General features: G+C 30.3%; 10 protein-coding genes. 9 read left to right on the top strand and 1 reads right to left on the bottom strand.

The annotated features are described in order from the left end of the window. Positions 1-104: 104 nt before the first annotated feature. Positions 105-842, bottom strand: a complete 738-nt coding sequence (locus Q3287_RS05055; protein WP_054269792.1) for an NAD-dependent protein deacylase — start codon at positions 840-842, stop codon at positions 105-107. Between the two features lie 295 nt (positions 843-1,137). Between Q3287_RS05055 and acd the strand changes: the two genes are divergently transcribed. The 9 genes from acd to Q3287_RS05100 all read left to right on the top strand — a co-directional run bounded on the left by acd (position 1,138) and on the right by Q3287_RS05100 (position 13,256). Further along, positions 1,138-2,961 carry an N-acetylglucosaminidase gene (acd, locus tag Q3287_RS05060; RefSeq protein WP_407963609.1) on the top strand — a complete coding sequence of 608 codons (1,824 nt, stop codon included), beginning with the start codon at positions 1,138-1,140 and terminating at the stop codon, positions 2,959-2,961. Positions 2,962-3,174: 213 nt separating this feature from the next. Next, positions 3,175-7,473, top strand: a complete 4,299-nt coding sequence (locus Q3287_RS05065) for a PolC-type DNA polymerase III (RefSeq protein WP_407963610.1) — start codon at positions 3,175-3,177, stop codon at positions 7,471-7,473. Between the two features lie 201 nt (positions 7,474-7,674). After that, positions 7,675-8,136 carry a ribosome maturation factor RimP gene (rimP, locus tag Q3287_RS05070; protein WP_054269795.1) on the top strand — a complete coding sequence of 154 codons (462 nt, stop codon included), beginning with the start codon at positions 7,675-7,677 and terminating at the stop codon, positions 8,134-8,136. Between the two features lie 30 nt (positions 8,137-8,166). Continuing rightward, positions 8,167-9,321, top strand: a complete 1,155-nt coding sequence (nusA, locus tag Q3287_RS05075) for a transcription termination factor NusA (protein WP_407963611.1) — start codon at positions 8,167-8,169, stop codon at positions 9,319-9,321. A gap of 6 nt (positions 9,322-9,327) precedes the next feature. Further along, a complete protein-coding gene (gene rnpM / locus Q3287_RS05080; RefSeq protein ID WP_003419469.1) occupies positions 9,328-9,609 on the top strand; it encodes an RNase P modulator RnpM in 282 nt (93 codons plus the stop codon). Beyond that, complete coding sequence (locus tag Q3287_RS05085; protein WP_054269797.1) at positions 9,599-9,910, top strand: ribosomal L7Ae/L30e/S12e/Gadd45 family protein; 312 nt, start codon at positions 9,599-9,601, stop codon at positions 9,908-9,910. Before rnpM ends, Q3287_RS05085 begins: the two co-directional genes overlap by 11 nt. 21 nt (positions 9,911-9,931) lie before the next feature. Next, positions 9,932-11,869, top strand: a complete 1,938-nt coding sequence (infB, locus tag Q3287_RS05090; RefSeq protein ID WP_054269798.1) for a translation initiation factor IF-2 — start codon at positions 9,932-9,934, stop codon at positions 11,867-11,869. 42 nt (positions 11,870-11,911) lie between these two features. Then, positions 11,912-12,292 (top strand): 30S ribosome-binding factor RbfA, encoded by a 381-nt coding sequence (rbfA, locus tag Q3287_RS05095; RefSeq protein ID WP_054269799.1) that lies wholly within the window; start codon positions 11,912-11,914, stop codon positions 12,290-12,292. After that, a complete protein-coding gene (locus tag Q3287_RS05100) occupies positions 12,273-13,256 on the top strand; it encodes a bifunctional oligoribonuclease/PAP phosphatase NrnA (protein ID WP_147628925.1) in 984 nt (327 codons plus the stop codon). The genes rbfA and Q3287_RS05100 overlap by 20 nt, the downstream gene beginning before the upstream one ends. Positions 13,257-13,267: the final 11 nt, after the last annotated feature.

Raw genomic sequence — 13,267 nt, forward strand, 5'->3', positions numbered from 1 at the left:
GTTATTCATATTTATACTAAAACATCATAACAAAGATAATACTAAAAATAAACTTTAAATTCAACATAAAAACTCATATATAGAATAAAAATAGTGAAATAAATCTACATTTGTCTTAATACAGCATCATATAAGACTTCTCCAATAGGTTTATTTATTACAAGAGAAGCTGATTTATCATAAACTGTGTTTGCTTTATTAATAAGAGCAATGTATTTACCTTTATAATAATCTATAAAACTTGCAGCGGGATATACAGCTAGTGATGTACCTCCTATAATTAATAAATCAGCATTACTTATAGCAGAAATTGTTTTAGTAATAACATCATTGTCAAGAGCTTCTTCATAAAGTACTACATCAGGTTTTACTATAGAACCACACTTGTCACAATAAGGAATATTACCACCTAGGTTTAACATAGCTTCTAAATCAAAAAACTTACCACACTTAGTACAATAATTTCTGTGTACAGAACCATGTAGTTCTAAGACATTTTTGCTTCCAGCCATTTGGTGAAGTCCATCAATATTTTGAGTTATAATAGCTTTAAGTTTGCCCATCTCTTCAAGTTTTGCCAAGGCTATATGAGCATTGTTTGGCTTTGCATTAGGATATATTAATTTATCTTTATAAAATTCGAAAAAATCTTCTGGGTATCTAACAAAAAAAGTATGTGAAACTAATTGTTCAGCAGTAAATTGTTTATTGAGTTTCTGGCTAAACAGTCCAGTAGAACTTCTAAAGTCTGGTATATTAGATTCAGTTGACACACCTGCTCCACCAAAAAATACTATATTGTTATGATTAGCTATCAATTCTTTTAAGTTATTTGCATCCATAGTTACACCTCCAAATTATTATATATAAATTGTACTACATATTAGGATATTTATGTTACTTTATTAGAACCCTGTGTTTTTAAAATAAATTTATGTGGTAATCACATGTAACATTATAAGTATTATAAAAAAAATCTATTTTCATATTAAAAAAACCTATAGCTTAATAAGACGAATAAAGAATTTATAAATAGAATGTATACAAAATGTAAATAGACAATATTTACTAAAATCACAAGTTGTCGTATAATTATATTAAAATTGTTTTAGTGTATAAGAAGGGCGGGGGAAGTACGTGAAGAAAAAAGCAGCGTTAGCAACATTAGCTGTATTACCCTTAAGTATGATAAATGCACATGCTGATGGGGATGTAGGTATAGTGACTATAAATTATTTAAATGTAAGAAATGAGCCAACTGCCGAAAGTAGTATAGCCTTTGTTGCTAAGAAAGATGACAAGGTTTTGATTAAAGACTCTTCTGATGGATGGTATAAAATAAAAGCTGAATCTGGACAAGAAGGTTGGGCTTCGTCAAAATATATAGCAAAATCAAATGGTGATTCTTTAAGAACATCTACAAATAAAGAAAAACAAGTTACTTCAAATAGTTTAAATATGAGAAATGGAGCAGGCACAAGTTATAGAATCATAACTGTACTAAAAAAAGGACAAAAAGTAGAGGTAGTATCAGAGAGTAATGGATGGTCTAAAATAAAATATGATGGAAGATTAGGATATGTATCTAGTTCTTACTTAGGAGATATCTCAAACTCAACCAATAGCTCAAAAACTAAACAAGTAAATACAACTTCATTAAATGTAAGAAGTGGACCAAATACAAGTTATGGTTTATTAGGTAAGTTGCCAAAAGGAAGCAAAGTGGAAGTAATATCAGAAAGTAATGGATGGTCTAAAATAAAGTATAATGGAAAAGATGCGTATGTATCGAGTATGTATTTATCAGAGGTAGGTCAAAGTAGCTCAGATGGCTCTAGTCAAAGTAATGACAAAAAAAATACTGATAAGGTTGTAAATACAGCTTCATTAAATGTAAGAAGTGGGCCAGGTTCTACATATAGTAAGTTAGGGAAGGTATATAAAGGAAGTAAAGTAACTGTATTGTCAGAGAGTAGTGGATGGGCTAAAATTAGCTTTAATAATAAAGAAGCTTTTGTAGTAGGTAATTATTTATCTACTTCAACAGATGCATCCAATAATAACTCAAATAGTAATTCTAATAATAATTCAAATAGTAATGGAAATAATTCTTCATCATCAGGTCAAGTAAATGGTATGTCTGGTATAAGTGGAGCTAAAATTGATTACAAATCTTTGAATTATACTTTGGAATCTCACATAAGTAAACAAGTTGAGAAAGCGGCAGCAGGGGGAAATGTAGTAGCACCAGGGAATAGAAAAAGTACTCCAAGTCCTGAATTTAGTACTTTTTCAGCTCAAAGAACAAGTTCATTTGTAAATGCAAGTTCAAGTGATATAGAATATTATTTAAATCCTAAAAACTTTACAAGTACAACTAAAGGTATGATGCAGTTTTTGAAGATTAATAGCTATACGGGAGGTATTTCAGAATCGAGTTTAAATTCATATCTTAATGGCTTATCTTCTAGTATCTTTAAAAATCAAGGAGCAGCATTTATAAATGCCGCTAAGAAGTACAATATAGACGTTGTATATTTGGTATCACATGCTATGTGGGAAACTGCATATGGTAAATCTACGCTTGCTCAAGGTCAGACAATAACATCTTATAAGGGTCAACCCCTTAGTAAACCAGTTAAAGTATACAATTTTTTTGGAATAGGAGCAATAGATAAAAGCGCTAATGTTTCAGGGGCAGAAGCAGCATATTCTAATGGATGGACGAGTGTAGAAGCTACTATAGATGGCTCTGCAAAGTGGATATCTCAAAATTATATAAACAGCTCTAAATATAATCAAAACACTATCTATAAGATGAAGTGGAATTATGATTATACATGGCATCAATATGCAACTGATGTTAATTGGGCTAATGGAATTTCTGGAATTATGGAAAATCTAATTGGTCTTTATGGAGGAGGAAGTAGTTTAGTTTTTGAGGTTCCTCAGTACAAGTAATACATAAATAAAAAATACAGACTATGGGTAGTTTTCATTTATTTAAATTATCTATAGTCTTTTTGTATATAATTTACAATGTCTAAAATTAATATTAACAAAATTTTTATGTTATAATATTAATTCTAAGTAAATATAAGTGAATAACAGATAGAAATAGATAAAAAGTGGTAATAATATATATAAAGATAATTTTGAGAAAGGAGGATATAGATGGAAAGTGTTAAAGAATATTTAGATAAATTGGAAATTAATAATAGTGGCCTTGGAAAGCAACTTAAAGAAGTTTACATAAATAGAGTAGTTTATTTTAAAGAAGACAAGATAGTTTATTTTTATCTAACTTCTAAGGAGATTGTTTCTCATGAGCTCTTAGATAAATTTAAAGAAGAATTGATGTATAAACTCGATTATTTTAAAGATATGAGAATGAAGATAAGATTCACTGGATTTGAAAGAAAATCTAATAAAGATGTTATAAAAAAATATTGGAATAATATATTGTATATATTAAAGTATCTTTGTCCATCTATAGCAGGTTGGTATAAACAAGTAGAATTTCTTTGTTTAGATGAAGAATTAAAAATAAAACTTCCAAAAGGTATATTTTATGAGCGATTAATGAAAAAAAATGTAATTTATGTACTTAGAACTGTGCTTAGTGAAGAATTAGGATTGGATTTAAATATAACGATTGAAAAAGCTGTTGATGAAAAAGTGAATAAAGAAAGACTTATAAGAATTAATGATAGAGAAATGGAAGAAAAAATTAGAGCTTTGGAAATTGGAAAAATTAATAATTGTGAAGAGCGTGAAGAAGAAAGTTATGTAATTAAGTCTGAAGTAGATGAATATTTAGTCTATGGAGATAATGCAAATGCTATGATTGAAAATATAGCTGAATTAAATGCATCTTCTGGAACAGTTGCAATTGTTGGAGATATATTTGATGTTGAAACTAAAGAACTTAAAAATGGAAAAATACTTATGATAGCATCAATTACAGACTATACTAGTTCAATAAGTTGTAAACTATTTTTAACAGATACAAATAAGGATGGAGTACTTGAAAATGTTAAAAAAGGTGCATATTTAAAAATCAAAGGTGACATAGTTTATGATACATATCAAAGAGAAATTAGTATGATGATTAGTGGAATAAGAAAAGAGGTTAGACCAGAGAGGGAAGACAAATCAGAAGAAAAAAGGGTAGAACTACATGCACATACACAAATGTCTTCTATGGATGCAATCTGTTCTGTTAAAAAGCTTGTAGAACGTGCAGCTAAATGGGGGCATCCTGCTATTGCTATAACAGACCATGGTGTTGTACAAGGATTTCCTGATGCTATGAATGCAGGTAAGGCAAATAATATTAAAGTACTTTATGGAGTAGAGGGATATTTGGTTGAAGATGATTCTCTCATTATAGAAGACGCAAATGACAAAGAACTTTCACAGACATTTGTTGTATTTGATATAGAGACAACAGGATTTTCTAACACGAATGATAAAATAACTGAAATTGGTGCTGTAAAGATAGAAAATTTTAAAATTGTGGATAGATTTAGCGAATTGATAAATCCAGAAAAAGATATTTCTTATAAGATACAGGAATTAACAGGAATAACTAATGAGCTAATCAAAGACAAGCCAACCATTGAAGAGGTTCTTCCTAGGTTTATGGAATTTGTTGGAGATAGTGTATTAGTAGCACATAATGCAGAGTTTGATACGGGATTTATATCACAAAAGTGCAGAGAACAAGGTTTATTATATAATAACAAAAAAGTAGATACACTTATGCTGGCAAGAGTAATGTTGCCAAAATTAAAAAGACATAGATTGAATCTTGTTGCTAAAGAACTTGGTATACCTCTTTTAAATCACCATAGAGCAGTAGATGATGCTGAGGCTACAGCACTTATATTTAATAAATTCTTACAAATACTTACAGAAAAAGGAGCAAAGACTTTAAGTGATGTAAATAATGTGCTTGGAAAAATTGATTATACAAAACTTAGCACAAATCATATAACCTTAATAGCAAAAAATTCTGTAGGCATAAAAAACTTATATAAAATAATTTCAGATGCACATGTAAATCATTTTTTTAGAGCTCCAAGAATACTTAGAAGTGTATTAAATGAATATAAGGAAGGTCTGATAATTGGTTCGGCATGTGAAGCAGGAGTGGTCTTTCAAGCTGTAAAGAAGAATGTTTCTGATGATGAAATGAAAAAAATAATAGATTTATATGATTATATTGAGGTAATGCCTATAGATAATAATAGATTTATGATTGACAAAGGAGAAGTTAAGGATGAAGAAGAGTTAAGAGAACTTAATAGAAAGCTAATTGATACAGCTAAAAAATTTAATAAAATTCCAGTAGCTACTGGAGATGTTCATTTTTTAGATAAACATGAAGCTGTTTTAAGAAAAGTTCTTAAATATTCTCAAGGTTTTAAAGTAGATGAAGAAGAAACTTATTTACATTTTAGAACAACAGATGAAATGTTGGAAGAGTTTAGTTATCTTGGTGAAGAATTGGCATATGAAGTTGTAGTGGAAAATAGCAATTTAATTGCTGATATGGTTGAAGATATAAAACCTATACCAGATGATACTTATCCACCGATTATAGAAGGTTCAGACGTGGAATTAAGAGAGATGTGTTATGAAAAAGCTAGGCGAATCTATGGAGATCCAATACCAGAAATAGTTCAAAAAAGGCTAGATAGGGAGTTAAATTCGATAATAAGCAATGGGTATGCGGTTATGTATATTATAGCTCAGAAACTAGTTGCAAAATCGCTTTCAGATGGTTATCTAGTTGGTTCAAGAGGTTCAGTTGGGTCATCTTTTGCGGCTACAATGAGTGATATAACAGAAGTTAATCCTCTTCCAGCACACTATATTTGTGAAAATGAAGACTGTAAATACTCATTTTTTTATGAAATAGGTGAGTGGGGTTCAGGGGTTGATTTACCAGATAAGGACTGCCCAAAGTGTGGAAGAAAGCTTGCTAAGAATGGCCATGATATCCCATTTGAAGTATTTTTAGGTTTTGAAGGTGATAAAGAGCCAGATATAGACCTAAATTTCTCAGGAAATTATCAGCCAATAATTCATAAGTACACAGAAGAATTATTTGGGGAGGGGTATGTATATAGAGCAGGAACTATAGGTACTGTAGCAGAAAAAACAGCGTTTGGATATGCAAGAAAATATGTAGAGGAAAATAATATAAGTGTCCCAAATGCAGAAGTACTGAGACTTTCAAATGGTTGTACTGGAGTAAAAAGAACATCAGGACAGCATCCAGGAGGAGTTATGGTTATACCAGATTATAAAGATGTGTATGACTTTACCCCTATTCAATATCCAGCAAATGATACTTCTTGTGGTGTAATAACTACTCATTTTGATTATCATTCAATAAGTGGTAGAATACTTAAATTAGATATACTTGGACACGACGGTCCTACCATAATAAGAATGCTTGAAGATATTACTGGAATAAACATAACAGAAATACCATTAGATGATGAAGAAACGATGTCTTTATTTACATCCACAGAAGCATTAGGAGTTACTCCAGAAGAGATAAATTGCCCAATAGGTTGTCTTGCTGTACCTGAGTTTGGTACTAAATTTGTACGTCAGATGCTACTTGACACAAAGCCTACTACATTTGCAGAACTTGTACGTATATCTGGTCTTTCTCATGGTACAGACGTTTGGGTAAACAATGCACAGGATTTAGTTAGAGAAGATATAGTTGGGCTGAAAGATGTTATATCAACACGAGATGACATAATGAACTATTTAATATTTAAAGGATTACCTCCAAAAATGAGTTTTACAATAATGGAGAGTGTAAGAAAAGGTAAAGGTCTAAAACCAGAACATATTGAAGAAATGAAGAAAAATAATGTCCCAGAATGGTATATAGGTTCATGTAAAAAGATTAAATACATGTTCCCAAAAGCACATGCAGTTGCTTATGTTATGACATCATTCAGAATTGCATATTGTAAAGTACACTATCCAGAAGCATTTTATGCAACTTACTTTACTACAAAAGTTGAAGATTTTGATGCAGATTTAATTGTTAAAGGTTTAGATTCTATAAAATCAAAAATAAATGAAATTGAAGCATTAGGAAACGATGCAACTACAAAAGAAAAAGGTATGTTAACAGTGTTAGAAGTTGCTCTTGAAATGTATGCTAGAGGAATAAAATTATTGCCAGTTGATATATATAAATCAGATGCAACTGATTTTATAGTTGTGGGAGAAAAGACATTACTTCCACCAATGGCAGCAATACAAGGTCTTGGAGGAAATGCTGCCATAAATATTCAAAATGAAAGAAAAAATGGTGAATTTATATCAAAAGAAGATTTGAGAAAGAGAACGAAAATATCAAAAACAGTAATAGAAACTCTTACCAATCATGGTTCACTTGAGAATATGAGCGAGAGAAATCAATTGTCACTATTTTAAGTTAGTCCAAAAAGTTGCAAATAAAAGAATTTTATGATATCATGGTATAGAAAATAGTATACTTTGCAGAAACTAAGAGTGAGACAGCTGTTCTCACTCTTTTATTTTAAATATATTATTAAGAACCAGTTTAATTTTTTAAATATATTTTATTTGGGATTATAGGAACTGGTCATTTACAATTGAATAGGAGGAAATTTAATGAAAAAAAATTTAGAAGCTACAATTGAAGAGATTGTAACTAAAATAACGGATGAACATGGATTTGAAATGGTTGATGTTGAATATGTAAAAGAAGCGGGAGAATACTACTTAAGAGTATACATAGATAAAGAAGAAGGAATATCTTTAAATGAATGTGAATTAGTTAGTAGAGAATTAAGCCCAATATTAGATGAAAAAGACCCTATAAAGGAGAATTATTTTTTAGAAGTATCTTCTCCAGGACTTGATAGAGCATTAAAAAAAGATAGAGATTTTGTAAGATACAAAGGTAGAGATGTAGATTTAAAATTATATAAAGCATTAAATGGGTGTAAACAATTTGAAGGTGAACTTGTGGGACTAACAGAAGATAATAATATAAAAATCATTGTAAATAGTGAAGAAATGGAATTTAATAGAAAAGATGTTGCTATTGTCAGATTAGCAATAAAGTTTTAGTGGTATATTAAATAGGGAGGAAATAAAAAAATGAATCATGAATTTATGGAAGCACTAGATGAATTAGTAGTTGATAGAGGTATAGATAAAGAGATACTTATAGATACTATAGAACAAGCTCTTTTAACTGCATATAAGAAAAACTTTGGTTCAGCACAAAACGTTAGAGTTGAGTTTGATAGAGATAAGGGAGATATAAAAGTATTCTCTCAAAGAGTCGTTGTTGATGAATCAGATTTATATGATACTTTCTTAGAAATAGAGTTAGCAGATGCTAGAGAGATAAATCCTAATTATGAATTAGGCGATATCATAGAGCATGAAGTTACTCCTAAAAACTTTGGAAGAATTGCAGCTCAGACAGCAAAACAGGTAGTTGTTCAAAGAATAAGAGAAGCTGAGAGAGAAATAGTGTATAATGAATTTATAGAAAAAGAAAATGAAATAGTTACAGGAGAGGTTGCTAGAGCAAATAAAAACATTGTTTATGTTAACCTTGGAAGAATAGAAGGTATAATGACTCAAAGTGAGCAGATACCATTTGAGAATTATAAAGCAGGTCAAAAAATAAAATTATATATACTTGAAGTTAAAAAGACTAATAAAGGACCTCAAATAGTTGTATCAAGAAGTCATCCAGGTCTAGTAAAGAGATTGTTTGAAGAAGAAGTTCCTGAAATATATGAAGGAATAGTTCAAATAAAATCTGTAGCAAGAGAAGCAGGGTCAAGAACTAAAATGGCAGTAAGATCTATAGATGAAAAAATAGACCCAATTGGAGCTTGTGTTGGACCAAAAGGACTTAGAGTAAAAAATATAGTGGATGAACTTGGTGATGAAAAAATAGATATAATAAAATATAGTGAAGACCCAGCAGAGTTTATATCAGCTGCACTTAGCCCATCAAAAGTTGTTAGAGTAGATATAAATGAAGAAGAAAAGTCTGCCTTAGTAATTGTTCCAGATTATCAATTATCGCTTGCTATAGGTAAAGAAGGTCAAAATGCAAGACTTGCAGCAAAATTGACTAACTGGAAAATAGATATTAAGAGCGAATCTCAAGCAGAACAAGAAATGTTAAATCTTGAAAATTCCAAAGAAATAGAAGATGAGGATGTTAAAGCTGAATTTATCAACCAAGAAGAGTTAGATACTTCAGATGATAATTTTAGTGAAGAAGAGTAAGGAGGGATGATTTTGAAAAAAGTAAAAAAAGTGCCTCAAAGAAAATGCATAGCATGTCAAGATAGAGACTCTAAAAAAGAGCTTATAAGAATAGTTAAAAATAAAGAAGGAAAAATATTTTTAGACCCAACAGGAAGAGCTAATGGAAGAGGAGCATATGTGTGTAAAAGCTCTGAATGTCTTAAAAAAGCCATCAAAAGCAAAGCATTAAATAAAGCTTTTAAAATAGATGTTCCTGATGAAGTCTATGATAATCTACTTATGGAGTTAGAAGAATATGAAAAATAATAAAGAAAAAATACTTTCATTCTTAGGGCTCGCAACTCGTGCAGGGAAAATAGTGTCTGGTGATGACTCCACTTTGCTTGATTTAAAAAAAGGAAAAGTAAAGTTGGTTTTAATAGCAGAAGATGCATCAAATAATACTAAAAAACTTTTTAAGGATAAATCAACTTTTAGAAATATTCCATATCTATTTTTTTCAACAAAAGAGGAAATAGGATTTGCAATAGGAAAATCTCCAAGAGCAGTTATAGGAATAAAAGATGAAAACTTTTCTAAAAAGATAATTGAACTAATAGAAATTTAAAATAAAATAGGGGGTGATCTTGTGTCAAAAACAAGAGTATACCAAATAGCAGAAGAATTAAATATATCAAATGAAGAGCTTATGAATAAGTTAGCTGAATTAGATATAAATGTAGCTGATAAAGATTCAGTATTAGAAGGTGAAGAATTAGATTTAGTATTGGAATTATTAGAAGCTTCATCTAAAGAAAATGAAAATGTTATAGAGATAGATGGAAAGCTAACAGTTCAAGCATTAGCAACACAGTTAGATAAATCTCCATCAGAAGTAATTATGAAGCTTATGAAAATGGGAACTATGGCAACAATAAATCAAGAGATAAGTTTTGAAATTGCCGCTTTAGTTGCTCAAGACTATGGATTTGAACTAACAGTAGCTGAAAGTGATGATACAGAAGCTTTAGAAATAGAAGCTTTAATGGAAATTGAAGAAGATAAAGAGGAAGATTTAAAGGCTAGACCACCAGTTGTTACAGTTATGGGACATGTTGACCATGGTAAGACATCTCTACTAGATGCAATAAGAAAAACTGATGTGATTTCAGGTGAAGCAGGAGGAATAACTCAACATATAGGTGCTTCAGAAGTTAAAATTAATGGACAAAAAATAGTATTTTTAGATACTCCAGGACATGAGGCTTTCACATCAATGAGAGCAAGAGGAGCACAAGTTACAGATATAGCAATATTAGTTGTTGCAGCAGACGATGGTATAATGCCTCAAACAGTAGAAGCTATAAACCATGCTAAAGCAGCAGAAGTACCTTTAATAGTTGCTATCAATAAAATAGATAAACCAGGTGCAAATCCAGATAAAGTAAAACAAGAATTAGCAGACCAAGGTCTATTAGTTGAAGACTGGGGTGGAGAAGTAATAGCAGTTCCAGTATCAGCTAAGAAAAAAGAAGGAATAGATACACTTCTAGAAATGGTATTATTGGTTGCTGAAATGGAAGAATTAAGAGCAAATCCAAATAAAAGAGCAGTAGGAACTGTTATAGAAGCTGAGCTTGATAAAGGAAGAGGTCCAGTTGCAACAGTACTTGTTCAAGGTGGTACTTTAACAGTAGGTGACCCAATAGTTGCAGGTGTTGCATGTGGTAAAGTTAGAGCAATGATAAATGCAAAAGGTAAAAGAGTAAAGACAGCAGGACCATCTACAGCAGTTGAGATATTAGGTTTATCAGAAGTTCCACAAGGTGGAGACCAATTTGTTGAGGTTCCAACTGACAAGATTGCTAGAAGTGTAGCAGCAAGAAGACAGCAAATAGTTAGAGATGAAATGTTAAAATCAACTCAAAGATTATCACTGGATGATTTATTTAGTCAAATGAGTGAAGGTTCTATAAAAGACCTTAATATAGTTATAAAAGCAGATGTACAAGGTTCAGTACAGGCAGTTAAACAATCTTTAGAAAAATTATCAAATGAAGAAGTTCAAGTTAAAGTAATACATGGAGGTGTTGGAGCTGTAACAGAATCAGATATATTACTTGCAGCAGCTTCTAACGCAATAATAATAGGATTCAATGTAAGACCAGTTCCAGGTGCAGAATCTCTAGGCGAAAAAGAAAATGTTGATATAAGAACATATACTATAATATACAAGGCTATAGAAGATATACAAGCTGCTATGACTGGTATGTTAGACCCTGAATATGTTGATGAAGAAACAGGAAAAGCTGAAATAAGAGAAATATATAAAATATCTGGTGTTGGAACAGTAGCTGGATGTTATGTAACTAATGGTAAGATATTTAGAAATTGTAAAGTAAGATTAGTTAGAGATAGTATAATAATACATGAAGGTGAGCTTGCAGCACTTAAGAGATTCAAAGATGATGTAAAAGAAGTTAATTCTGGATACGAATGTGGTATGAGTTTTGTAAATTACAATGATATAAAAGAAGGCGATGTAGTAGAAGCTTATATAACTAAAGAAGTAGAAAGAAAATTATAAATTCGTATCAAAGAAAATCAGTTAGTAAAGAAGGTCGATGGTATGGCATCATATAATAGAACAAGAAGAATAGCAGAAGAAATAAGAAAAGTAGTAAGTACTATGCTTATAAATGGAGTAAAAGACCCTAGAATAACATCTATGGTGAGTGTAACTGATGTAGAAGTTACAAATGACCTAAGATATGCTTATGTATATGTAAGTATTTTAGGTGGAGATGAAGAATCTACACTAACAGGACTTAAAAGTGCTGGAGGGTATATAAGAAGAGAAGTAGGAAAAAATATAAAACTTAGATATATCCCTGAGATAATGTTTAAAATTGATGATTCAATAGAAAAAGGAATGTATATGGATAGCCTTATAAAAAGAGTTAATGAAAAAAATACTCAAAAAAATGAGGATGAAAATTATGATGAATAATATTGATAGTATTATAAACTATATTTATGAGGGTGACTATTTTATAGTTACCTCTCATATTAGCCCAGATGGAGATAATATTGGTTCTACACTTTCGATGTATTATACACTAAAAAACTTAGGAAAAAAAGTATATTATGTACTTGATGATGAAGCTCCATTAAATTTAAAGTTTTTGGTTGAAGATGTAAAAATTTATAAGTCTAATGAACTTGATATGAATCAGTATTCACTAATAGCACTTGATTGTGGAGATGAACCAAGAATATGTGTAAGTGATGAAATCAAAAATAATGCATCAAAATTAATCTGTATAGACCATCATGCAAGTAATGATTCATATGGAGATTTAAATTATGTAGATAAGGATGCATCTTCTACATGTGAACTAGTTTATAATTTATTGATTAGATTCCAGCAAATAAAAGATATTAAGATTATAAATAAAGATATAGCGACATGTTTATATACAGGTCTTGTAACTGATACTGGAAACTTCTCATATTCAAATGTCCATGCAAGTAGCTTTGAAATGGCAAAGAATTTACTTGTTTTAGGTGCACAAAAAAATACTATAATACAAAATATATATCAAAGTAATTCTTCTGATTATTATAAATTATTAGGAGAAGCCTTAAAATCTTTGGAAATATTTGAATCAAAAGTATCTAGTATAGTTTTGACTCAGGATATGATGAATAGAAATAATACAAGTTTCAACGATGTTGATGGAATAACAACATATACAAGAGACATAAAAGATGTTGAGGTTGGAATTTTATTTAAAGAGAAAAAACAAAATGAAATTAAAGTAAGTTTTAGGTCAAAAAATTATGTTGATGTAAGTGAAATAGCCAAGTTATTTGGTGGTGGTGGTCATGTAAGAGCTGCTGGATGCACTATTAAAGATAGTATTGATAATGCAAAAAAAATGGTATTAGAGGCAGTGTTAAAATCAATTTAAGGTGACAGAAA

Source organism: Clostridioides sp. GD02404 (genome assembly GCF_045898275.1).
In the GTDB taxonomy this organism is placed as follows: domain Bacteria; phylum Bacillota; class Clostridia; order Peptostreptococcales; family Peptostreptococcaceae; genus Clostridioides; species Clostridioides difficile_A.